Below are 24099 nucleotides of genomic sequence, written 5' to 3'. Positions count from 1 at the left end.
CCGTTCACAAGAATCGGAAGGCTACGGTTTTTCGATGCCGAACTTCTCCAGGCGGTACTGGAGCGTCTTGTAGCTCATGCCGAGGAGGGGTGCCGCCTTGCTGATGACCCATCCGGCGCGGTCCATCGCCTTGACGATGAGATCCCTTTCCAGGTTCTCGATGGATATCCCTTCGGCGGGGAATTCGAAGGGGAGCCGGGCTCCCGGCGTGCCATCCTCGCGGATTTCGGCCGGCAGGTCTTCCAATTCGATGTAATCGCTCTCCGCCATCAGCACCCCGCGCTCGATGACCGATTCAAGCTGGCGGACGTTGCCGGGCCAGCCATAGTTGAGGAGGAGTTTCAGGGCCGGTTTGGCAATTCCCTTCAGGGGGATACCCGCGACGGAACTGTACTTCCGGACGAAAAATTCGGCCAGGGCGGCAATATCGCTCCCCCGCTCCCGCAGGGGAGGAAGGCTGATGCGGATGACGTTGAGACGGTAGAAGAGGTCTTCCCGGAACTGTCCCCGCTTGATTTCCACTTCAAGGTCCTTGTTGGTGGCGGAAATGATCCGCACATCCACCGGGACGTTGGCTTTTCCCCCCACCCGGCGGATTTCCTTCTCCTGGATGGCGCGGAGCAGCTTTGCCTGCATGCCCGTGCCCATCTCGCCAATTTCGTCAAGAAAGACGGTCCCGCCGTCGGCCGCTTCGAAGATGCCGATTTCCCGGCTGCCCGCGCCGGTAAAGGAGCCTTTTTCATGGCCGAACAGCTCCGATTCGATGAGGGTGTCGGGAATGGCGGCGCAGTTGATGGCGAAGAATGGTTTTCCCTTGCGGGGGCTGCCGTCGTGGATGGCGCGGGCGACCAGTTCCTTGCCGGTTCCCGATTCGCCGTAGACGAGAACGGTGGATGCAGTGGGAGCGATCTTGTTGATGATACGGAAAACCTCCCTGATCTTCGGGTGCTCGCCGATCATGTTCGGGACCGTCATGGTTTCGGCCAGTTTCCGGTGGAGCACCTGGTTTTCCCGGAGGAGTCCGATGTGCTCGAAGGCCCGCTGCAGGGTGAGGAGGAGATCTTCCCGCTCGATCGGCTTCTCCAGGTAGTCGAAGGCCCCCTTCTTCATCGCCTCTACGGCGGAGTCGATCGTGCCATGGGCGGTCATGATAACCACGCACTGCCGCTGGTTGGCGGCCAGAGCCTGTTCCATGAGCTCCATGCCAGACATCCCCTGCATCTTCAGGTCGGTCAGCAGGAGGTCGAATTCTGCTTCGCCCAGCCTGGCCATGGCCTCTTTTCCCCCGGATACGGCCGTAACCCGGTATCCTTCCCGGGAAAGGATCATCTGGAGGATCTCCCGCTGCCCCTTTTCGTCGTCCACCACCAGAATGCTGCCCGACATAGTGTCTCCTTGGGAGACAGGTAAAGGTAGAGGTAAAGGTAAAGAAAAAACGGAAGATTCATGTTTTTTCCTGCCTGTACCCGCTACCGTGCCTGTTTTCTGTTGAATTTCGAGGAGCAAATGATAGTTTTTTCTCTACCCCTACCTCTACCTAGACTTTCTGCGGCAGGACCATGGTGAAGGTGGTCCCCTCCCCCAAGCTGCTTGCGACGGTGATCTCCCCGCCATGTTCCTTGACAATCCGCTCGGTAATGGCAAGTCCGAGGCCGATTCCGGCTTCTTTCGTGGTAAAGTAGGGCTGGAATATCTTGTCCAGTTCCTCCGGCGCGATCCCTTTTCCCTGATCGGTGCAGGTGAGGAGGAAAACGTTTCGCTCTCCGTCGTAACGTGCGCCCAGGGTGATCCGGCCGCCATCGTGCATGGCCTGGCCTGCGTTGGTGACGAAATTGAACAGGCAGTTGCGCAGCAATTCCTGATCCGCCTGCATGGGGGGGAGATCGTCGGGCATGTCCGTGACGATTGCTATTTTCTGCTCATCGAGCTTTTCCCTCAGGAGCGGCACCACCTTTTCTACCAGGTGCGGGTAGGCGAAGGTGGTGATGCGGAGCTTGAGGGGGCGGCCGTAGTTCATGAAGTTGAGCACCATATAGTTGGCCCGACGGACTTCTTCCTTGATCTTGTCGGTAAGGGTTTCCGCCTCCTTGCGGCGCTGTTCCGAGCAGTCGGACAGAATGTCGCTTTTCAGGTGGTCAATGGCCAGGCTGATGTAGTTGAGGGGGTTGCGTATCTCGTGGGCTATGCCCGATGCCAGCTGTCCAACCTTGGAAAGGTGTTCCGCCTCGTAGAGCCGCTTTTCAAGGGCTTCCCTTTCACGGAGTTTTCCCACCATTTCGTTAAAGCTCTCCGCCAGGTCGCCGATTTCATCGCGGGTCTCCACCGGAAAGGTGACCGACAGGTCGCCGGCGGAAACCCGTTTGACGTTCTCCGCCAGCCGGTGGATCGGCCGTGTATAGCGGCGGGCCAGGTAAAAGGTGAGGAAGATGCCGAGCATGAAGACCAGAGAGGTGGCGACCAGTCGGCGGAGGAAGTTTGCGTGCTGGATGGTGCTGATGTTGTCGAGGAGGAGGTTGATCTGGACGTAGCCGAGCTGTTCGTCACCAACAATGACCGGGACCACCAGGTCGTAGGGGCGCATGGAGGAGGAGCCGGCAACGCCCCGAAGGGAGGAGGCCCGGAGCCCCTTTTCCAGCTTTCGAATTTCCCGTTTTTTCCCGACCTTTGCCGGGTCGGAAGAGTTGATGATCTCCCCTTCGTTGTCGATGATGTTGATCTCGTGGATGCCCTTGTCCCGTGCCCCCTTCAGGTATTCCGTCAACCGCGACGACTGGTCGTCCGCCTCGGAGGTCAGGTCTTCCACGGAGAGCTGGATCGCCTTGGAGACTTCGGTGGAACTTTCCTGGATCTCGTGGACCAGGTCGTTCTGGCTGTACTGGTTCATCGCGAACAGGGTCAGAATGGCGATGACCAGGAGCGACATCATGATGATCACCAGTTTGGTGTTGAGTTTCATTCAACGTCCTTTTTTCGCACCGGCATGAAGGGTGGCGATAATTCGCGAAATTATACACCAGCGATACGGGCGAAAACAAGGAGTTCCTCCCTCCATGATTTTAACGGCCGCCACGCGTATACAACTTGCTCTTGTCCGGAGGGATTTGCTACTATGGACTTTCTAAAGCGGTTTGACCATTTTACCTTTCGGTGGAGTATCCGTTGCACGAACTTTCCCTGACCCAGAGCATCGTCGATATCTGTCTTCAGCACGGGGAGGGGAAACGGGTCACCGTCGTGGTGCTGGAGATCGGCGGCCTTTCCGGCGTGGTGCCCGATGCCGTCGAGTTCTGCTTCGACGCCTGCAGCCGGGGGACCCTGCTTGAAGGGGCGCGCCTCGTCATCGAACGGATCCCGGCCCGTGGAGTGTGTCACGACTGCGGGGCTGAATTTCCCCTCGGCACTTATTTCGACCCCTGCCCGTCCTGCGGTGGCTTCAGCCATGCCGTCATTTCCGGCGAGGAACTGCGGGTCAAGGAACTGGAGGTAGAGTAGCTTATGTGTACCACGTGCGGCTGCGGCCCCGACGAACATCATGACCACGACCACGGGGAGGGGCATCACCATCATCACCACGAAGGGGACCCCCGACCCCATGTCGGCACGAAGATCGCGGTTGAGACCGACCTGCTGGCGAAGAACCGCCGCTTCGCCGAGGGGAACCGGCAACTCTTTGCGGACCAGGGAGTGTTCGTCCTGAACCTGGTCAGCTCCCCTGGTTCCGGCAAGACCACCATCCTGGAGCGGACCCTGCGGGACCTGGCGGGAGAAATCCGGAGCGCTGTCATCGAGGGTGACCAGCAGACCGACAACGATGCCCGGAGGATCGCGGCAGCCGGGGTTCCGGTGCGGCAGATCAACACCGGTGCCGGCTGCCATCTGGATGCCCACATGGTCGGCCATGCCGCCGATCATTTCGACCTGGACAGCCTGGACCTCCTCTTTATCGAGAATGTGGGGAACCTGGTCTGTCCCGCCTCCTTCGACCTGGGTGAGCACCACAAGGTGGTGGTCCTCTCCGTCACCGAGGGGGAGGACAAGCCCCTCAAGTACCCCCAGATGTTCCATGCGGCCGATGTCATGCTTCTCAACAAGGTGGACCTCCTTCCCCACGTGGATTTCGACGTGGCAAAGTGCCGGGAAATGGCCCGCCGGGTCAACCCGGCCATCACTATCTTCGAGGTTTCCAGCCGGAGCGGTGAGGGGATGGAGGCGTGGTACGGCTGGCTGCGGGAGCGTGCGGGGAAGTCGAGGTAAGTCATGAGGAGAGAGCGCCCCGTTCCGCTCAGCGTCTCCTCATGCCGCCGCTGTATGGCTCATCTCGCGCCGGCCGATTGGCCGGCTTCGCTCAATTTCGCCTACAGCGGCTGACACTCGGACACATTCGCTTCACGGGACGCGCTCTCCTCACAGATAAGGCATACACCATCAAACGGATACGGTTGGAAATAGAAGGGATCGTGCAAGGGGTGGGGTTTCGCCCCTTCATCTACCGGCTTGCCGCCCGGCATCGCCTGCGAGGATGGGTGCGCAACACCGGTCGCGGCGTTCTGGTCGAGTCGGAAGGAGAACCGGCTGACCTGGAGCGGTTTCTGGCGGAGATCACCCCGGAAGCGCCGCCACTGGCAGTAATATCCGCGCTCAGTTGCACGGAACTGGCTCCGATGGGGGGGGCGGGGTTTGCCATCCTCGCCAGTGACGGCGGCGAGAGCCGGGCCATGATCTCCCCCGACTGCGACGTCTGCCCCGATTGCCTGGCAGAACTGTTCGATCCCGCCGACCGGCGCTACCGCTATCCCTTCATCACCTGTACCAACTGCGGTCCCCGCTACTCCATCATCACCGGCACCCCCTACGACCGCCCCTTTACCACCATGGCCCCCTTTGCCATGTGTCCCGCCTGCCGGGCCGAATACGACGATCCCGCCAGTCGTCGGTTCCATGCCCAGCCCAACGCCTGTCCGGTCTGCGGCCCCCGCCTCCGCCTCACCGGGGCAGCGGAAGGGGAGATCGCAGGCGATCCGCTCGACGAAGCGGTCCGTTTGCTTCGGGAAGGGGGCATCCTGGCGGTCAAGGGGGTCGGTGGCTACCACCTGGCGGTGGACGCCGGCAACGAGGAGGGGGTGCGGGAGCTGCGCCGGCGCAAGCAGCGGGACGAGAAACCGTTCGCCCTCATGGCCTCCAACCTGGCGGCCATTGCCGGCTTTGCCCAGGTCGACGATACCGAGGCCCGCCTGTTGAGCGGCACCGAGCGTCCCATCGTGCTCCTCAGGAAGAGGGAAGGACATGCAATCGCTCCGTCGGTTGCACCCGCCAACGGCTATTTCGGGGTGATGCTCCCCGCCACTCCCCTCCACCATCTCCTCCTGCGGGACACCTTCGATGCCCTGGTCATGACGAGCGGCAACGTGACCGACGAGCCGATCGCCTTCCGGGACGAGGAGGCGCGGAACCGGCTTGCCGGCATCGCCGATGCCTTCCTGTGCCACGACCGGGAGATCCACACCCGGGTGGATGATTCGGTGCTGCGGCTTTTCCGGGGGAACCCCCTCTTTCTGCGCCGCTCCCGGGGGTACGTTCCCCGCGGGATACTTCTCCCCGTCGCGCAAAAGAACGTTCTGGCGGTGGGTGCCGAACTGAAGGCCGCCGTCTGCCTCACCAGGGGGGACCAGGCATTCCTCAGCCAGCATATCGGCGACCTGCAGAACGCTGCTACCCTCGCATCACTGGATGAGTCTGTCGCCCACCTGCAACGGCTCCTGGACGTGCAGCCGGAGATGGTGGCCCACGATCTCCACCCCGACTATATGTCTACGGCCTACGCAGGGAGCATTACCGGTCTTCCCGTCCTGGCGGTGCAGCATCACCATGCCCATCTCGCCGCCTGCATGGCGGAAAACGGCCTGGAGGGGGAAACCATCGGCGTGATCTTCGATGGCACCGGCTACGGCACGGACGGCGCCATCTGGGGAGGGGAGTTCCTGCTCGGTGACTATCGGGAATTCAAGAGGGCCGGGCATTTCCGGTATGTCCCCCTTCCGGGGGGCGATACGGCGGTACGGGAGCCGTTCCGGATGGCCGCCGCCTGGCTGCACCGGACATACGGCGCGAAGCTCTTTTCCCTCCCCCTTCCCTGCCTGGCGGAAGTGGGGGAAACGGAACGGGGCATCCTCCTCCGGATGCTGGAGCGGGGGATCAATTCGCCACCAACCTCAAGCTGCGGCCGTCTTTTCGATGCCGCCGCCGCCATCCTCGGGGTCCGCTCCCGGATCAGCTACGAGGGGCAGGCGGCCATTGAGTTGGAAGCTCTGGCCGAAGAGGGTGCGCCGGGTGCGCCGTTCCCCTTTGCCATCACGACGGAGGATGGTCGGCTGGTGCTGGATTTTGCCCCCCTGTTTGCGGCAATGACCGAGGAACTCCTGGCCGGCGTGCCGGTGGCCGACCTGGCGCGGCGGTTCCATGCCACCATTGCCCTGGCGGCAGTAGAAGTGTGTGAACGGGTAAGGGATGCATCGGGAGTCAGTCGTGTCGCCCTTTCCGGCGGTGTGTTCCAGAACAAGCTCCTGAGCGAGGAGATGGTGGAGCTGCTGGCTGCGCGGGGATTCGACGTCTGCACCCACCGCCTCGTCCCCCCCAATGACGGGGGGCTGGCTCTCGGGCAGGCGGTCATAGCTGGATGGAGTGACGTGTAACATCTTGGGACGCGGATAACGGCGAAAAAGGCGGATTAAACAGCAATAAACGTTTGTTTTGAGTGATCTGCTTTTATCGGTATTTTTCGCTTCTTCCGCGTACCATTCATTTTAAAGGGAGATTTTGTATGTGTGTAGGGGTTCCGATGCGTATCATCAGCATTGACGGCACCGATGCGGTGGCCGAGATCGACGGGGTGAAGCGGGAGGCGAGCCTCATGCTCATGGCGGATGAGCTGCGGGTGGGGGATTATGTCATCGTCCATGCCGGCTTTGCTATCTCGAAACTGGATGAGGACGAGGCCCGAGAGACGCTGGAGATGATGCGGGAAGTGTTCAAGCCCGAGGATATGCGATGAATTATCTGGACGAATTCCGCGACCGCCAGGTGGTCCTCGGCTTTGCGGAGCGGATCAGGGGGCTGGTTGAGGGACGGACCACCCCCATGACCTTCATGGAGATTTGCGGCACCCACACCATGGCCATCTACCAGTACGGCATCCGCTCACTTCTGCCGGCGGAGGTGCGGCTCATCTCCGGCCCCGGCTGCCCGGTCTGCGTCACCCCCAACGGCTACGTCGACCGTGCCATCGCCCTGGCCCGCCTCCCCGGCACGATCATCGCCACCTTCGGCGACATGGTCCGGGTCCCCGGCTCCAGTACCTCCCTCATGGAGGAGCGGGCCCGGGGAGCGGATATCCGCATTGTCTATTCCCCCCTGGACGCCGTCGCCCTGGCGGCCAGAAACCCCCAACTGCGGGTTATCTTCCTCGGGGTCGGCTTTGAAACCACCGCCCCGACCATAGCGGGGAGCATCCTGGCGGCGGAACAGCAGGGGCTCGCCAACTATTTCGTCCTGACCGCCCACAAGACCATCCCGGTACCGATGCAGATCCTGGCCGACGATCCGGAACTCCGGATCGATGGCTACCTCTGCCCGGCCCACGTGAGCGCCATCATCGGCGCCAATGCCTACCGTCCCCTGGCCGAAAAACAGGGGATTCCCTGCGTGGTGACCGGCTTCGAGTCGACCGACGTGATGCAGGGAGTGGAGATGCTGGTCCGGCAGGTGCTGGCAGGAGAAAGCCGGGTGGAAAACCAGTACCGGCGGGTGGTGACTGCGGAAGGAAATGTGCGGGCCCAGGCGGTGCTGACCCGGGTATTCACTCCCTGCGACGTTGCCTGGCGCGGCATCGGGGTGATCCCCGGCAGCGGCCTCAGGATTGCCGAGCCCTACGCCCGCTACGACGCGGAACGGGCCATCCCCGTGGCGGTAGAAGCGCTGCGGGAACACCGGGGCTGCCTCTGCGGGGAGATTCTCAAGGGGAAGGTGAGCCCCTTCGACTGCCCGCTCTTCGCCACAACCTGCACCCCCGAGGCGCCGGTGGGGGCGTGTATGGTGTCGTCAGAAGGGACATGCGCGGCGGCATACAAATATGGAAGATAGATAAATCTGCCGCAGAGGCACAGAGGCACGGAGTAAAACCTGAAAATCTATTTAACAGGGATGTTCAGGATAAACAGGATAAAACCGAAACCTATTTTTTTGTTTTTGAATCTGAACGCCTTTAATCCTGAATATCCTGATTATCCCTGTTAAAAATGCCCTTGCTTGGTTCAAGCAATTCCTTCTGGAGAGTTAATGATGGATAAGGACCTCATTTTATTGGGCCACGGCAGTGGCGGGAAGCTCTCCCATCAGCTGCTGGACGAGCTGATCATCCCGACCCTGTCGGGAGTTTCGGTGGCGGGACAGAACGATGCGGCGGTGGTGGAGCACAACGGCCAACGGCTTGCCTTTACCACCGATTCCTACGTGGTGGACCCGATCTTCTTCCCGGGGGGCAACATCGGCACCCTGGCGGTGAACGGGACGGTGAACGACCTGGCCATGATGGGGGCACGCCCCCTCTTCATGAGCGTCGGCCTGATCCTGGAGGAGGGGATGAGCCGCCGGGAACTTGCCGCGATTCTTGCGTCCATGCGGGAGGCTGCCGACGGTGCGGGGATCGCCATCGTCACCGGCGACACCAAGGTGGTCCCCCGGGGGAAGGCGGACCGGCTCTTCATCAATACCTCGGGGGTCGGGGTGGTGGAAAACGGGGTGGAGATCAACGGCTGCAAGGCCCGGGTCGGGGACCGGGTGATCATCAACGGCACCATCGGCGACCACGGCATCGCGGTGCTGGCGGCCCGGGAGGGACTGGAGCTGTCCACTGACATCGAGAGCGACTGCGCTGCCCTCAATGGCCTGGTGGCGGAGCTGCTGAAGGAGGGGGATGCCCTCCGTGTGCTGCGGGATCCGACCCGCGGCGGGGTGGCGACCACCCTCAAGGAGATCGCCATCCAGTCCGGCGTGACCGTTACCCTGCGGGAGGAATCCCTGCCGCTGAAGAACGGCGTCAAGGGGGTCTGCTCCATCCTCGGCCTCGATCCGCTCTACGTGGCCAACGAAGGGAAGCTCCTGGCCATCGTCGCGCCAGAGAGGGCCGATGCCGCCCTTGACCGGATGTGCCAGCACCCCCTCGGCCGGGATGCGGCCATCATCGGCGAGGTGACTGGGGCTTCCGACGGCCGGGTGCAGCTGGAGACTGCCGTGGGGGGAATGCGAGGGGTGGAGATGCTGGCGGGGGAGCAACTGCCCCGGATCTGCTGAAGTCCAAACAACAACAAAGCCCTGACCACAGAGGACACAGAGAAATCATTGAGGAAATAGGCTTATTGATTATAAGAGACCCGTGGAGAGAGGTTGTAGTTTTCCTCCGTGACCTCTGTGGTAAAATGTTTTTTCAGGTTTATCGCTATTTGTGCCCTGACGAGGTTCTGCATGGGACTCAACATTCTGATGGCCGCCTCCGAGGCGGTGCCGTTTGCCAAGGAAGGGGGGCTGGCAGATGTGGTCGGTGCGCTTCCCCGGGCACTGGCCGCCCGCGGCCATGACGTGCGGGTGGTGATGCCCCGCTACTACAAGGTTGACCGGGAACGGTACGGACTGAAGCTCCTTCCCGGCGTGCTCGTGGTCCCCATGGGGATCATCGGCGATATGTACTGCGGCGTCTACGAGGGGCGCCTTCCGGACAGCGACGTGCCGGTCTATTTCCTGGAGCATGAACAGCTTTATGGTCGTGGTGGCGGACTGTACGAGGTTGACAACGAGGGGTACCTGGACAACGACAACCGCTTCATCTTTCTCTCCAAGGCTGCCCTGGAACTCTGCAAGATGCTCGACTTCCGACCCGACGTGGTCCACGCCCACGACTGGCATACGGCGGCGATTCCGGTCCTCCTCAACACCCTCTACCGCACCGATCCGTATGTGGGAGCGGCCGCATCGCTCCTTACCATCCACAACATGCAGCACCAGGGAACGTTTTACGAGGGGGCGATGGAGGTGCTCGGTGTCGGCTGGGAGCACTTCACCTTCCTCGGGCTGGAAAAGGACAACCAGGTCAACCTGCTCAAGGGGGGACTCTACCACGCCACCCTCATCAATACCGTGAGCGAGGGGTACGCCCGGGAGATCCAGACGCCGGAGTACGGGTGGGGGCTGGAGGGGGTGGTGCGGGAACGGGCTGCGGATCTTTCCGGTATCCTCAACGGGGTGGATTACGGCGAATGGAGCCCGGAGAGCGACCCCCTCATCCCGGTACCCTATTCTGCGGATGACCTGTCAGGCAAGGCCGTCTGCAAGCGGGAGCTGCAACGGGCTGTGGGGCTTCCGGTGCGGGATGACGTCCCCCTCATCGGCATGGTGTCACGGCTCGTCAAACAGAAGGGGATCGATGTCCTGGCTGAAGCGATCCCCCGCATCCTGGGACTCGATCTTCAGTTCGTCATGCTCGGTGCCGGCGAGCCGTGGGCCCATTTCTACTTCGGCGACATCCAGGCCGCGTACCCCGACACATTCCGCTGCATCATCGGCTACGACAACCCCCTTGCCCACCGGATCGAGGCGGGGGCCGATTTTTTCCTCATGCCCTCCGCCTTCGAGCCGTGCGGCCTGAACCAGATGTACAGCCTCCGCTATGGCACTCTCCCCATCGTTCGGGCCACCGGCGGTCTCGACGACAGCGTGGAGAACTTCGACGAACGCTCTCTCGCCGGAACCGGCTTCAAGTTTTGGGACCTCAATGCCGGTGCGCTGTTCGACACCCTCGGCTGGGCCGTTCACACCTGGTACCATCGCAAGGATGCCATGGAGGCGCTCGTGAGGAATGCCATGGCATGCCGCTTCACCTGGGATGAAGCGGCACGCGGCTATGAAGAACTCTACGTAAAAGCGATGGCCAGGCGGGGGAGAACAGCAGGTATATAAACAGGCAGCGCTGCGCGGGGGAGCAATTTCCTCAGGGGCAGCGCTTGCTCCGCCCGATGGGAGTCGCCTCCCGTCTCAGTTTTCCAGCACTTCTATCTCCACATAGTCGGCCAGGTTCGGATCCCCTCCCTGCTTGAGGGTCACCTCCGTATAGTACATTACCCGGTTGCGGTAGGTGTAGCCCGCTACCGTGACCTGACGGGCGAGGGTCCTGATGCCGAACAGCTCGCTCGGGGTGGGGGGGGCGGCAGGATTGCCGGTGACGGTGACGATGGGGTGGAGATCTTTGAGGCGCTTCAGATAGTAATCCCGAACGTCGGTGAAGGGGGCGCGCGTCGCGTAAACCAGCCGCTTCCGGCTTCCCTGCCCCTCCGCGGGTGTTTCCACCTGGCGCAGTTTAGCCCCGGGAAAACGCCCTACCATCGGCTCCCCACCGGCAGGCTCGCGGTCCGGCATGATGGTCAGGCGCTGCCACTTTCGGCCAAAATCCCCTTCGACAGGGATAATCAATTCTTTTTCATTGACGAAAAGGGGGGGGACCGGCCTGTTCCCCGCGACGGTTTTCACTGCACTGGTGGACAGGTCCACGGCGTCCGGGTTGCCCGGGACCTTCCGGGTCATGGTGATGGTGGCATCCACCGTAGAGCGGTTGCCATCGAAGGGTCCGTAGAAGGTGGGGCCGTAGATGGTTATTCCGCGGGAGAGGAGAAGGCTTGAATACTCTTCGAGCATCCCCCCCTTGACGGTATGCAGTGTGACTATTTTCACCAGACTGTCATTCCGGTTGAACGGTTCGACGTCGATGCTCTTGATGGGGAAGGGTGGGGTGAAGGCGCTGACGAGGAACTGGTCCCCCTGTGCCCGTGCCACCGGTGACAGGGGACCGGCAAGACAGACCAGGGTGAAGAGCAGCGCGACGACTGCCCGCTGAATGTTGTCGTGAATGCCAGGCACGGGTTCCTCCGGGGGAAAGGACAAACGAACGACGGTCCTTCAGTTGGGATTATTATGGTTAGCCAGTGCTAATGTTTAACAGGTTTCCGGGATGATTGCCACAGATTTGTGAAATGCGTTGCGGATACAGCGAATGCTGACCGAAAAAAGAGTGGCGGCCTGGAGGCCGCCACTCTTTTGTTGCAGGGCGTACCGCTCTACCCCATCCGGTTGAGAAGGGGAACGATGAGCAGCGATACGATGTTGATGATCTTGATCATCGGGTTGACCGCCGGGCCGGCGGTGTCCTTGTAGGGGTCGCCGACGGTGTCGCCGGTAACGGCGGCTTTGTGGGCATCGCCCCCCTTGCCACCAAAGTGACCATCCTCGATGTACTTCTTGGCGTTATCCCAGGCGCCACCACCGGTGGTCATGGAGATGGCGACGAAAATGCCGGTAACGATGGTGCCGACGATGACGCCTCCCAGAGCCTTGGGGCCGAGGGTGAAGCCGACGATGACCGGTGCGACGATGGGAATAAGTCCAGGGATGACCATCTCTTTCAGAGCGGTCTTGGTGACGATATCGACGCAGGACGCATAGTCCGGCTTGCCGGTCCCTTCCATGATTCCCTTGATCTCGCGAAACTGACGCCGGACCTCGACGACCACGGCTCCACCCGCTTTGCCCACCGCTTCCATGCAGAGGGCGGCAAAGTAGTAGGGGAGCATGCCGCCGATGAAGAGGCCGACGATGATGTAGGGGTCGGACAGGTCGAAAGTCTTGTTGGCGATGGTCAGTTCCTGCACATAGGAGGTGAAGAGTATGACCGCGGCCAGACCGGCGGAGCCGATGGCGTACCCCTTGGTGACCGCCTTGGTGGTGTTCCCCACGGCGTCGAGTGGATCGGTGACGGCGCGGACCGAGTCGTCCAGTTCGGCCATCTCGGCAATGCCGCCGGCGTTGTCGGTGATCGGACCGTAGGCGTCCATGGCGACAACGATGCCGGTGAGGGAGAGCATGGAGACGGCGGCGATGGCAATACCGTAGACGCCAGCAGCGTTGAAGGAAACGATGATGCCGGCGGCTATGACGATCACCGGCAGGGCGGTGGACTTCATGGAGACCCCGAGACCGGCGATGACGTTGGTGCCGTGACCAGTGGTGGAAGCTTCGGCGATATGCCGCACCGGCCCGTACTCAGTGGCGGTATAGTATTCGGTGATCCAGAAGATGGCGCCGGTCACCACCAGGCCGACGATGGCTGAGATGAAGATATTGGTAGCGGAGTATCCGGTGGGGTTGCCGGCCGGGAACATGATCACGGTGACGAAGTAGAAGGCGATGCAGGCGATGACACCTGATGCGATCAAGCCCTTGTAAAGGGCGCCCATGATCTTCTGGCTTGCACCGAGCTTGACAAAGTAGGTACCGATGATGGAGGCGACGATGGAGATACCGCCGAGGATCAGCGGGTAGCTGACGGCGCCGGCGAAGTTGTTGAACGTTATGGCCCCCAGGAGCATGGCGGCGATCAGGGTAACGGCATAGGTCTCGAACAGGTCGGCAGCCATGCCGGCACAGTCGCCCACGTTGTCCCCCACGTTGTCGGCGATGACCGCCGGGTTGCGCGGGTCGTCCTCGGGAATGCCGGCCTCGACCTTACCCACCAGGTCGGCACCCACGTCGGCCCCCTTGGTGAAGATGCCGCCGCCGAGACGGGCGAAGATGGAGATGAGGGAACCCCCGAAGCCGAGACCGACCAGCTGGCTGACCACATCCTTGACCGGGGCGCCCGGCATGAGTTTCTGCAGGACCAGGTAGTAGCCGGCAACGCCGAGAAGGCCAAGGCCGACTACCAGCATGCCGGTGATGGCACCACCTTTGAAGGCGACGTTCAGGGCCTTGACGATACCCGATTTTGCCGCTTCGGTGGTTCGCACATTGGCCCGGACCGAAACGAACATGCCGATAAAACCTGTCAGACCGGAAAAGATGGCGCCGATGGCAAAGCCGATGGCGGTCTTGTAGCCGAGAGTGGCAAAAAGTGCCACGAACATGATGGTGCCAACCACGGCGATGATCGTGTACTGGCGTTTCATGTAGGCGCCGGCACCTTCCTGGATCGCTGCGGCGATCTGCTTCATCCGCTCATTCCCCTGGGGAAGCCCCAGGATCCACTGGGCCGAGATCAGTCCGTAAGCGACGGCAGCCGCGGCGCAGACCAGGGCGAAGAGCACTGCATACTGTTCCATTGAAACATCCTCCTGTGTATAGTTGTGCCTCTGAAAGGCGTGGTTACGGATGAGTAAAAACGCAGAATTCTACGAGTAAACTCGGATGATTGTCAATACTAAAGTAGGGGCTCAGCCGAAGAAAAATATCCCGCGAAACAACATCCTGTGCGGACGCCGATGACGTCTTACATCTTGCGCTCTTGTCGTCCAGGGGTTATTATGGGCACATCATGCTATTGAAATATGGAGATACAGCCTTTGACTGCGGCGTGGTCAAAGGCCTGTCAGAGGTCATACGCGCAGAGGTGTCGGAGCCGGCGACGGGACCGGAACCATTGGTGAGCGCCGCGCTGGATGCGTGCGAAGAGCATCTGGCACTGTTCCAGCGGGGCGAGCGGGTGGTGATCGTTACGTCGGACATAACCCGCTATACCGGGAGCGAGATATACCTGCCGCTCCTTGTCGAACGTCTCAAACGGGCCGGCATCAAGGAGAGCGACATCGAGATCGTCATCGCCCTTGGTATCCACCGGAAGCAGACCGACGCCGAACATAAAAAGATAGCGGGCGCACTTTACGGCAGGATCCGTATCACGGACCACGACTGCGACGACCCGGGGAAGCTGGTCTATCTGGGGAAAACCGGCAACGGGGTCGGAGTCGAGATCAACCGGCGCATCACCGAGGCGGACCGGGTGATCCTTACCGGCACCATCGGCTTTCATTATTTCGCCGGTTTCAGCGGTGGCCGGAAGGCCATTTTGCCTGGCGTAGCGAGCAGGCAGGCGTGCATGGCCAGCCACTTCGCCGTGCTCAATCCGGGGGAGGGGAACGGCAAGAACCTCCGTGCGACAACCGGCAATCTGGAGGGGAACCCGGTCCATCAAGCTATGGACGAGGCGTGCGCCCTGGTGTCCCCCGATTTCATCTTCAACACGGTACTTTCCCCCGACAAGCGGATTGTCGCCGCCTTTGCCGGTGACTGGCGGGAGGCCTTCGCGGCCGGTTGCCGTTACTATGCAGAGCATTTCACCTGCCGTCTCGCCGCATCGGCCGACCTGGTAGTTGTCTCCTGCGGCGGGTTTCCCAAAGACATCAATTTCATCCAGGCACACAAGTCCATGGAATACGGGTGCCAGGCGCTGCGGGAGGGGGGAGTTCTCGTCCTCCTGGCCGAGTGTCGGGACGGGTACGGCAATGCCACCTTCTTCGACTGGTTCCGTCACCGGGAACTGCCGGAGTTCGAGGCGGCACTCAGGCGTCACTACGAGATCAACGGCCAGACGGCCTATTCCACCCTGTACAAGGCGCAGCGTTACCGGGTCATCCTCGTCTCCAGCCTTCCTCCGGAAGAGGTGCAGACCATGGGGATGTCCCCTGCGGCGTCACTAGACGAAGCGCTTGCCAAGGCGGCGACGATGCTGCCCCGGGACTATACGGCGTATGTCATTCCCGAAGGGGGAACGGTCCTGCCGGTGATTTCGTAGGGGCAAAAGGGGAACCACGCCCCTACCATCAATTAATCAGAAAGAGACGCGCATGCTTGATGAACCTATCATCCAGAGGTTGAAAGAAATCGTCGGTGCAGAGAATATCGCCACCGAAACCCAGGACCTCATCTGCAATTCCTACGACGCCACCCAGATGGAGTTTCTTCCCGACGCGGTGGTCTACCCGGGGAACGCAGAGGAAATCTCCCGGGTCCTCAAACTGGCCAACGGGGAGCGCATCCCGGTCTTCCCCCGCGGTGCGGGGAGCGGTTTCTCCGGAGGAGCACTCCCCAAGGGGGGGGGGATCGTTCTCGTTACCACCCGTCTCAACCGGATCCTCCGCATCGACCAGGAGAATCTCCTTGCCGAGGTGGAGCCGGGGGTGGTGACGGAGCACTTCCAGCAGGAGGTGGAGAAGCTCGGCCTCTTCTACCCCCCCGACCCCGCTTCCCTCAAGTTTTCCACCCTGGGGGGGAACGTATCCGAGAATGCCGGCGGCCCCCGCGCGGTCAAGTACGGCGTCACCCGCGACTTCGTCATGGGGCTGGAGGTGGTCCTTCCCACGGGGGAGATTATCCGGACCGGCGGCGAAACCTACAAGGGGGTCGTGGGGTATGACCTCACCCGCCTCCTCGTCGGTTCCGAGGGGACGCTGGGGGTTGTCACCAAGATCATCTTCAAGCTCCTCCCCTATCCGGAGGCGAAGAAGACCATGCTCACCACCTTCGACTCCATCGACGGCGCTGCCCGGGCGGTTTCCACCATCATCGGCAACAAGATCATCCCCACGACCCTGGAGTTCATGGACCACGCCACTCTCCAGTGTGTCGACCGGCGGTTCAACCTGGGATTGCCGGCCGAGGCCCGGGCGGTACTCCTCATCGAGGTGGACGGCGACCGGGAGCTCATAGAAAAGCAGGCAGCAAAGATCCACGAGGTGATCAAACCCCTGGGGCTCGTGGAGTTCAAGGTTGCGAAGGACGCTGCCGAGTCCGAGGCGCTCTGGAAGGTGCGGCGGCTCGTTTCCCCGTCCCTGCGCGACGTGAACCCGGACAAGTACAATGAGGATATCGTCGTTCCCCGGAGCAAGGTCCCCGACGTCATCAGGCGCATCGAGCAGATCCAGCAGAAATACGACATCCCCATCGTCAATTTCGGCCATGCGGGGGACGGCAATATCCACGTCAACATCATGATCGACAAGGCGGTGCCGGGGATGGAGGAGAAGGCCCACGGGGCGATCGCCGATGTCTTCAGGGCCGCCCTCGACCTGGGGGGAACCATGTCGGGGGAGCACGGCGTGGGCCTTTCCAAGCAGCCGTTCATTCCGCTGGAGCTGTCTCCGGCACAGATCGCGACCATGCAGGCGATCAAGAAGGCGCTGGATCCCAATAATATACTCAATCCCGGCAAGATGTTTCCGGTGTGATGACAGACTGACCTATAGGACCTGTATGTCCCATAGGTCCTATAGGTCACAAATCAAGAGGAAAGGTTTCATATTTTGGACCCGTTGAAACATGTAGAAAAAGAGCTGAAGAAGTGCGTGAAGTGCGGTGCCTGCCGAGCCCACTGCCCGGCGTTCGCCGCCTGGCAGCGGGAACCGGCGGCGGCCCGGGGGAAGGTGGCCCTGGCCCAGCACCTGATGAAAGAGGACATCACCCTGGATGACCAGACCTACCTGGCCATGTCCAAGTGTCTCCTCTGCGGCAGCTGCGTCGAGAAGTGTCCCAACGAGGTCCCCACCGACGAGATCGTCATCGCGGCCCGGGAGGCGCTGGCTCAAAAGCGGGGGCTTACCACCTTCCACAAGGCGGTGGGGCGGGTCATCGGGAACCGCAAGCTGATGAACTTCGGAGCCATGGCGGCTGCCATCCTGGGACCCCTCTTCTTCCGCAAGGTCCCGGCCACGTCTGGCCTGCGGCTTCGCTTTCCCCTTCCCTTCGTGGGGGGAAAGCGTCATATACCCCAACTGGCAAAGAAACCGTTCCTTGACCGTCATCCCGAGGTAATCCAGGGAGAGCTGGGGAAGCCCCGCATCGTCTTTTTCGTCGGCTGCATGACCAACTTCGTCTATACCGAGGTGGGGGAGGCGGCACTGGCTCTCTTCCGGCACCTGGGGTGCACGGTCATCATCCCGAAGGATCAGCAGTGCTGCGGCCTGCCGGGGATGTCGGGAGGAGACCTGGCGACGGTGCGGGAGCTGGCGGAGAAGAACCTGACGGCCCTGGAGAAATACGAGGCCGACTACATCATGACCGCCTGCGCCACCTGCGGCGGGGCGCTCCACAAATTCTATCCCCTTGTGGTGGGGAAACGGAGTCCCGAACTCATGGCGCGACTCAAGGCCATTGCCGAGAAGACCGTCGATGCTGCCCAACTCCTTCAGCAGCTCGGCCTGCACCCTGCGGAGACCGGCGCCGGTGAATCCCTTACCATAACCTACCACGACCCGTGCCACCTGCGCACGCGGGGCATCACGCGACAGCCACGGGAACTCCTCAAGGGGACGCCAGGGGTGGAACTGGCCGAGATGGAGGGTGCCGACAAGTGCTGTGGCCTGGGGGGGACCTTTAACGTTTACCACTATGACACGTCCCTCAGGATCAATGCCGGCAAGAGCGAAGCCATACTGAATACGGGTGCAGAGGCGGTGGTTACCGGCTGTCCCGGCTGCATGATGCAGTTATCCGATGGACTCAAGCAGGCCGGTGCGCGGACCAGGGTGATGCATACTCTGGAAATACTGGCCCGCAAGCTCCGCTAGCACTGCTGCGTACCCCACGTAAATTTGACAAGCTGTTTTGTTTTCCGCCGCACCCCCTATGCGCATGGGGGTAACAGCCGTACAATAGCGTTAAAATACTCCGTAAAAACAGCGCGTTTTGCTCTGCGGAATTTATGTTCGGTAAAAAAATTTTATTGACATTAGAAGTTAAAATAGTTTATCTATTGCCGGGTAAAATAGAAACTAGTTTTATTTTATCGTTTATACGTGGAGCGTAAATGACCGATTACAATATCGGCGCCAAGATCAAGAAACTCCGGCTGGCAAAGAAAATGACCCTCCAGGCGGTGGCACGGGAAACCGGTTTTTCGCCGGCCCTGATCTCGCAGATAGAGAACAATAACGTCTCTCCTCCCATTGCCACCCTGTCCAAGATCGCCAAGTTTTTTGACGTCAAGATCGGGCTTTTCTTCAACGAGGACGAGGAAGAGTGCCGCTACGAAGTGGTACGCCGGGGTGAGCGGAAGGTCATCCCTCGCGTGATTTCCCGCGCCGGGACCAGCCAGGGTTATTCCTACGAGTCCCTTTCGTTTCGCAAGCAGAACAAGAAGATGGAACCGTTCCTCCTTACGGTGACGGAAAAGACCACCGAGGAGAATACCTACAGCCATGATGGCGAAGAGTTCCTCTTTATCATGAAAGGGGAGGCGGAACTGCTCCTTGATGACGAACGCGTCACGCTTGGGGAAGGGGACTGCGTCTATTTCGACTCATCCATGAAGCACCGGCTCCTTTCCAGGGATGGTTCGGAGGTGCAGGTGCTGGCCGTCGTTACACGATAGTAAACGATTACCTACGGTTTGACGTTTGACATTCCCACGTTGAGACCCTCAGGTTCACCCCCCTGGAAGCTTCGGATTGTCGGTAATACAGAGCCTTTACACTGATTTGGCGTTATTTATCCCACGTACCGGAAGGATGGCTGAGATGTCTAAAAAAGCGATACAAGCATCATTGAAGAACCCCTTTGCGCCCGAGAAAGTCGTTGATTTCACCATTCCGGGAGAAATCCCCGGGAAAAAGGGTGGCTACGAGGAGGCGATGAAGGAAGGGCATGACCTGATCGAGCGTCCTATCAAGTCGGTCAGCATCGCCCAGATCGAAAAGCAGCACTTCAAGAAGCGGATGACCGTCTGGGAGCGGATCCGGGTGCTCACCGAGAAAGAGCCCAACATCCTCTTCCAGAACTGGGGCAAGAACCTGGACGGCGCCTCGCTGGTTACCGGGATTCTCTCTATCAACGGCCGTGATGTGGCCCTCTACGGGCACGACTTTACGGTGCGGGCCGGCTCCATCGACGCCACCAACGGCCGCAAGCTGGCACTGCTCTTCCAGATGGCTGGCCAAAAAGGGATCCCGGTCATCGGCATGAACGACTCGGCCGGTGCTTTCGTTCCGGCAGGGGTGGGTGGCCTTGACGGTTATGCCGAGGCGTTTACAGCGCTGCGCAAGATCAGCGGCGTGGTCCCTTCCATCATGTGTATGTTCGGTTTCAACGCCGGCGGCGGATCCTACCTCCCCCGCCAGGGGAGCTTCGTCATCCAGCCCAACGACACCTTCTTCGGCCTGACCGGACCGGGCGTGGTGAAGTCGGTCCTGGGCGAGGACGTTACCCCCGAAGATCTGGGTGGTCCCAAGGTCCACGGTGCTTCCGGTGTTGCCGACCTGACGGTGGAGGACGAGGTGGGTGCCCTGCGCGCCGCCATACAGCTCCTGAATTACATCCCCGACAACAACAGCGTCATGGCCCCCTTCCAGAAGACCAGCGACCCCCTTGACCGCAAGACCTGGGAGATCAATACCCTGCTGAAGAAAGCCTTCAATTCGCCGACCGGCTTCAATACTCCCTTTGACGTATCGATCATGATTCAGCAGATCTGCGATCATGGTGACTATTTTGAGCTTCAGCCCGATCGTGCCCGTGAGGCGGTGACCGCCTTTGGCCGGCTGGGTGGCAACGTGGTCGGCTTTGTGGCCAACAACAGCGCGGTTTCCTCCGGCCAGATATCGGTGGATTCCGCCTACAAGATCGCCCGTTTCAACCGGTTCTGCAACATCTACAATATCCCGATCATTTTCATGGAAGACACCACCGGCTTCCTGCCGGGCCGCGAGCAGGAGTCCCGCGGTATCGTCCAGGCTGGCCGTGCCATGCTGGATTCCATCGTCGACATCCGGACCCCCCGCATCCTGCTCATCATCCGGAATGCTTACGGCGGAGCATACGCCTCCTATAACAACTATCCGACCGGGGCCGACCTGGTGCTGGCACTTCCCACCACCCGCCTGGCGGTCATGGGGCCTGCGGGCAAGGAGTTTGTGTACAAGGACGAGTTGCGCAAGGTCCGTGGTGCGGCTGCCGAGCGGGTCAAGTTGGGGACCCAGGAGCGGGTTGCGGCGGGGATGGATCCCGGCGAGGCCAGGAAGGACGCAGAAAAGGATGTCGCGGAGTGGCTGAAGATCGAGGAAGCCGCCCTTAACATGCGCTATGAAAAAGAGCTGATGAATCCGAAGGAAGGCCTGGCGCTGGGCTCCATATCGTCGCTGGTCATGCCCACCGACCTGCGCAAGGTGCTGGGTGAAAACATGAACTTCCTGCTCAGGCATTACAAGCCGGGGCCGATGCAGGCGATCCAGCGCGAGTTCCACTAATTGCTCTTAACTAATTCGACGAATTGGAGATACTTACCCATGCCACAAGCCGCCGATTACTACATGCACAACCCGTTGATCCACCGGGAGCGCCGCCTCGCCAAATCCACCTCCGAGTGGGTGCGTTCCTTCTCCTGCGAAGACCTGAAGCCGCTGATCGTCTGCCGCGGGCCTATCCGCAAGGAGGCGATGGACGTCTACCATGAAATGGGGATTTCCCATTTCGGGATACTCCTTTCCGAAAAGGACTCCATTGTCTACCCCAACGCCCTGGCCCCCGAACTGCGCCAGTTGACCGACTCCCGCCGCGTCCACCGGGTGCCCGACTACACCGGCGCCAGCAAGGAAGAGCGGGTGGAGCGAATCAACCAGATCATCCAGATCGCCAAGGATAACGGTTATGATTCCATCTTCGCCGGTTATGGTTTCATGGCCGAGGATGAGGAGTTCGTAGCGGCCATCGAAGCGGCCGGGCTTTCCTTCATCGGCCCCTGCGCCGCCACCCAGGCCCGGGCCGGCAAAAAGGACGAGGCCAAGCGGACCGCCCTGTCAGTGAATGTCAGCGTCACCCCGGGTGTGGATAACGTCACGGCCCGCACCCTGCTGAAAAAGCATCCCACGCGGGAGCAGCTGCTGGCACTGGTCAAGGCCGAAGAGCTGTCATGTGACAGCAAGGTGTTGAAAGACACCAAGCTTCCCCTGGAGACCCTGGCCGATCATATCCTTATGGCCTCCTATGCCAAGGGGATCGATCTCTACAGTATCGAGGAGCTCTGTGCCCAGGTGCAGATTGAAGTGGCCGAGCTGTTCCGCAAACACCCCAAAAGCCGTTTCCGGCTGAAGGCCATCGGTGGCGGGGGGGGGGAAGGGACAGCGTATTCTGGGGGCGTCACTTCTGGCTGCCAAGAATGCCGACGAGAAATTGATCGCCAAGGCCGCCGCCGAAGCCCCGACCCTTGTGCGCGAGGTTCTCAACGAAGTGAAAGCCAACGGCGTTGGCGACAACAAAAACGTCCTGATCGAACTGAACATCGAGCAGACCCGCCACAACGAGATACAGCTCCTGGGGAACGGTGAATGGTGCGTTTCTCTGGGGGGGCGCGACTGCTCCCTGCAGATGCACGAACAGAAGCTGCTGGAGGTCTCCGTCACCCAGGAAGGGCTGATGGCCGCCATCGAAAGGGCCAAGGCCGCCGGCAGGAAGGAAGAGGTCAAGGCGCTCGAAAGTGACCTGAAGGTCCTCAAGCGGATGGAAGATGAGTCGGCACGGTTCGGGGAAGCGGTCGGGCTTGATTCCGCCTCCACTTTCGAGTGCATCGTGGACCGCGACCGGCACTACTTCATGGAGGTCAATACCCGTATCCAGGTGGAGCACCGGGTGACCGAACTCTGTTATTCCCTCAAGTTCACCAATCCCAAGGACAAGAACGATTTCTTCATCGTCGAGTCACTGGTCGAGGCCATGGCCCTTCTGGCCCGTCACAAGAAGCGGCTCCCCAAGCCGGAGCGGGTGGTCCGTTTCAATGCCTCGGTTGAGGCCCGACTGAACGCTACCGACGCCTCCCTGTCCCCCCATGCCGGCGGCATGATCCGTTACTGGTCCAAGCCGATCAAGGGTGAGGTGCGTGACGACCAGGGAATCAGCATGCTGAATCCCGACACCGGCCTGTTCATGAAATACAAGGTTGCCGGTGCCTATGACTCCAACATCGCCCTGCTGCTCACCAAGGGGGAGGACCGCCTGCGCAGCTACGAGCGTCTTTCCGAAGTGCTGCGCAGCACCACCCTGCGGGGGAGTTCCCTGGCTACCAACCTGGAGTTCCACTATGGCCTCGTCAACTGGTTCCTGGGGCGCAACGTCAATGCCAAGCCCACCACCCGCTTCGTTGTCCCTTACCTGACCCTGGTGGGCACTCTCAAGGAAGAGGCAAACAGGCTGGATGTGGTCTATGCCTTCATCCAGATGAAAAAGCACTACGCCAAACTGGTTTCCGACCAGTATGCCGACCAGCCGGACCTGTGCGCCAGGGAGCTGAAAAATATCTCGGCCATTCTGGATCGCAAGGGGACCCTGATCACGCGGCCCATGGAGCGGCTGCTGGACGATCCCCATCTGCTCTCCGGCTGGCTTTCCATGAACACCAAGAACTTCCGCATCGACAAGGGGAAAGTGGTCTGGCTGCGTAACCCGCTCGGGGTGTTGAACGAGACCTATGAATACCTGCACATGAGCTATCGCCCCCACAAACCGGCGGCGGAAATCATCTGGGATCACGACAACGAGCTGCTCCAGCAGTCGCTGCACTTCTACCGTACCCTGCGGGAAAAATTCGGTTTTGAGCGGGACGAGTACTTCAAACTCAATGAAATGCTGAATAAGGAGAAGCCGCAGGGAGGGTTTGATGCCGAGACGTGGGACCGGATCCGCTCGGCACATTATGGATACGAATGTGGCATGGAACTGTTGGGCATGCTGTTCCTGATCGGTGGCAATACCAACTTCTGGGATATGTGTGTGCAGGATGACCTGGAAGTAGTGATCCCCGATTATCTCACCGACCTGGACCTCCAGGCCCGGATGAAAAAGATCCTCGTCCCGCCACCGGCCACCAAGGCCGACGAAATCGTGGCGGTCTGCGGCGGCATGTACTATGGCCAGGAAGCGCCGGGCCTTCCCCCCTTTGTTACCGAAGGGATGCACTTCGAAAAGGACCAGCCCCTGTACATCATCGAGGTCATGAAGATGTTCAACACCATTCGGGCTCCGTTCTCCGGCACCATCGACAAGATCCTGATGGAGGGGGGAGACGGCACCATCGTGCAGAAAGGGCAGCCGCTCTTCAAGATCACTCCGGACGAGAAGTTCGTCGAAGTGGATGCCAAGGTGGTCGAAAAGGCAAAACGGGAGCGGACCATGGAGTATCTCAAGGCGGTACTCTAGGCTTGACACTGAAATGAAGTGACAACAACCGTAGGGGCGACCGGCTGGTCGCCC

General features: G+C 60.7%; 16 protein-coding genes and 1 pseudogene. 13 read left to right on the top strand and 4 right to left on the bottom strand.

The window, feature by feature from the left end:
- Positions 1-21: 21 nt before the first annotated feature.
- On the bottom strand, positions 22-1386 hold the full coding sequence (locus KI810_RS00865) for a sigma-54-dependent transcriptional regulator (RefSeq protein WP_214173598.1): 1365 nt from the start codon (positions 1384-1386) through the stop codon (positions 22-24).
- A gap of 151 nt (positions 1387-1537) precedes the next feature.
- A complete protein-coding gene (locus KI810_RS00860; protein WP_214173597.1) occupies positions 1538-2956 on the bottom strand; it encodes a sensor histidine kinase in 1419 nt (472 codons plus the stop codon).
- Between the two features lie 203 nt (positions 2957-3159).
- On the opposite strand from KI810_RS00860, the gene hypA reads away from it, so the two are divergent.
- From hypA to glgA, 7 genes are all read left to right on the top strand, one after another.
- Entirely contained in the window at positions 3160-3492 is a 333-nt protein-coding gene (gene hypA / locus KI810_RS00855; RefSeq protein WP_214173596.1) for a hydrogenase maturation nickel metallochaperone HypA, read from the top strand.
- Between the two features lie 3 nt (positions 3493-3495).
- A complete protein-coding gene (hypB, locus tag KI810_RS00850) occupies positions 3496-4254 on the top strand; it encodes a hydrogenase nickel incorporation protein HypB (RefSeq protein ID WP_214173595.1) in 759 nt (252 codons plus the stop codon).
- Entirely contained in the window at positions 4212-6689 is a 2478-nt protein-coding gene (gene hypF / locus KI810_RS00845) for a carbamoyltransferase HypF (RefSeq protein ID WP_343213449.1), read from the top strand. Before hypB ends, hypF begins: the two co-directional genes overlap by 43 nt.
- Positions 6690-6817: 128 nt before the next feature.
- Entirely contained in the window at positions 6818-7048 is a 231-nt protein-coding gene (locus tag KI810_RS00840) for a HypC/HybG/HupF family hydrogenase formation chaperone (protein ID WP_214173594.1), read from the top strand.
- Positions 7045-8136, top strand: a complete 1092-nt coding sequence (gene hypD / locus KI810_RS00835; protein WP_214173593.1) for a hydrogenase formation protein HypD — start codon at positions 7045-7047, stop codon at positions 8134-8136. Before KI810_RS00840 ends, hypD begins: the two co-directional genes overlap by 4 nt.
- A 198-nt stretch (positions 8137-8334) precedes the next feature.
- Positions 8335-9345, top strand: coding sequence for a hydrogenase expression/formation protein HypE (hypE, locus tag KI810_RS00830; RefSeq protein ID WP_214174674.1), 1011 nt, complete (start codon positions 8335-8337; stop codon positions 9343-9345).
- 171 nt (positions 9346-9516) lie between these two features.
- Positions 9517-11004: a glycogen synthase GlgA gene (glgA, locus tag KI810_RS00825; protein ID WP_214173592.1), complete on the top strand. Its 1488-nt coding sequence runs from the start codon at positions 9517-9519 to the stop codon at positions 11002-11004.
- A gap of 75 nt (positions 11005-11079) precedes the next feature.
- Here the strand turns inward: glgA and KI810_RS00820 are convergent, their stop codons facing one another.
- The gene (locus KI810_RS00820) at positions 11080-11958 is read right to left on the bottom strand and encodes a hypothetical protein (protein ID WP_214173591.1); all 879 of its coding nucleotides are present in this window, start codon (positions 11956-11958) and stop codon (positions 11080-11082) included.
- A 197-nt stretch (positions 11959-12155) separates the two neighbouring features.
- Entirely contained in the window at positions 12156-14192 is a 2037-nt protein-coding gene (locus KI810_RS00815; protein ID WP_214173590.1) for a sodium-translocating pyrophosphatase, read from the bottom strand.
- Positions 14193-14404: 212 nt separating this feature from the next.
- Here KI810_RS00815 and KI810_RS00810 point away from each other — a divergent pair, with 212 nt between their 5' ends.
- From KI810_RS00810 to KI810_RS00785, 6 genes and pseudogenes are all read left to right on the top strand, one after another.
- A complete protein-coding gene (locus KI810_RS00810; protein ID WP_214173589.1) occupies positions 14405-15661 on the top strand; it encodes a lactate racemase domain-containing protein in 1257 nt (418 codons plus the stop codon).
- A gap of 52 nt (positions 15662-15713) precedes the next feature.
- Positions 15714-17093, top strand: coding sequence for an FAD-binding oxidoreductase (locus tag KI810_RS00805; protein WP_214173588.1), 1380 nt, complete (start codon positions 15714-15716; stop codon positions 17091-17093).
- A 75-nt stretch (positions 17094-17168) separates the two neighbouring features.
- Positions 17169-18431: a (Fe-S)-binding protein gene (locus KI810_RS00800; protein WP_214173587.1), complete on the top strand. Its 1263-nt coding sequence runs from the start codon at positions 17169-17171 to the stop codon at positions 18429-18431.
- 239 nt (positions 18432-18670) lie between these two features.
- A complete protein-coding gene (locus KI810_RS00795; protein WP_214173586.1) occupies positions 18671-19234 on the top strand; it encodes a helix-turn-helix domain-containing protein in 564 nt (187 codons plus the stop codon).
- Positions 19235-19379: 145 nt separating this feature from the next.
- A complete protein-coding gene (locus tag KI810_RS00790) occupies positions 19380-21104 on the top strand; it encodes an acyl-CoA carboxylase subunit beta (RefSeq protein ID WP_214173585.1) in 1725 nt (574 codons plus the stop codon).
- Between the two features lie 39 nt (positions 21105-21143).
- Positions 21144-24045, top strand: a pseudogene (locus KI810_RS00785) (ATP-binding protein).
- Positions 24046-24099 lie beyond the last annotated feature (54 nt).

The sequence above is a fragment of the Geomobilimonas luticola genome (genome assembly GCF_018476905.1).
Taxonomy (GTDB): Bacteria; Desulfobacterota; Desulfuromonadia; order Geobacterales; family Geobacteraceae; genus Geomobilimonas; species Geomobilimonas luticola.
The sequence above is the reverse complement of the archived record's forward strand: the minus strand, read 5'-3'. Positions and strand labels throughout refer to the sequence as shown.

Bases quoted from the DNA above. Each gene is read 5' to 3' on its own strand.
- KI810_RS00860 (WP_214173597.1), bottom strand. From the start codon at position 2,956: ATGAAACTCAACACCAAACTGGTGATCATCATGATGTCGCTCCTGGTC.
- KI810_RS00795 (WP_214173586.1), top strand. From the start codon at position 18,671: ATGACCGATTACAATATCGGCGCCAAGATCAAGAAACTCCGGCTGGCA.
- KI810_RS00790 (WP_214173585.1), top strand. From the start codon at position 19,380: ATGTCTAAAAAAGCGATACAAGCATCATTGAAGAACCCCTTTGCGCCC.
- glgA (WP_214173592.1), top strand. From the start codon at position 9,517: ATGGGACTCAACATTCTGATGGCCGCCTCCGAGGCGGTGCCGTTTGCC.
- KI810_RS00865 (WP_214173598.1), bottom strand. From the start codon at position 1,386: ATGTCGGGCAGCATTCTGGTGGTGGACGACGAAAAGGGGCAGCGGGAG.
- hypD (WP_214173593.1), top strand. From the start codon at position 7,045: ATGAATTATCTGGACGAATTCCGCGACCGCCAGGTGGTCCTCGGCTTT.
- hypE (WP_214174674.1), top strand. From the start codon at position 8,335: ATGGATAAGGACCTCATTTTATTGGGCCACGGCAGTGGCGGGAAGCTC.
- KI810_RS00805 (WP_214173588.1), top strand. From the start codon at position 15,714: ATGCTTGATGAACCTATCATCCAGAGGTTGAAAGAAATCGTCGGTGCA.
- KI810_RS00840 (WP_214173594.1), top strand. From the start codon at position 6,818: ATGTGTGTAGGGGTTCCGATGCGTATCATCAGCATTGACGGCACCGAT.
- KI810_RS00810 (WP_214173589.1), top strand. From the start codon at position 14,405: ATGCTATTGAAATATGGAGATACAGCCTTTGACTGCGGCGTGGTCAAA.
- hypB (WP_214173595.1), top strand. From the start codon at position 3,496: ATGTGTACCACGTGCGGCTGCGGCCCCGACGAACATCATGACCACGAC.
- KI810_RS00815 (WP_214173590.1), bottom strand. From the start codon at position 14,192: ATGGAACAGTATGCAGTGCTCTTCGCCCTGGTCTGCGCCGCGGCTGCC.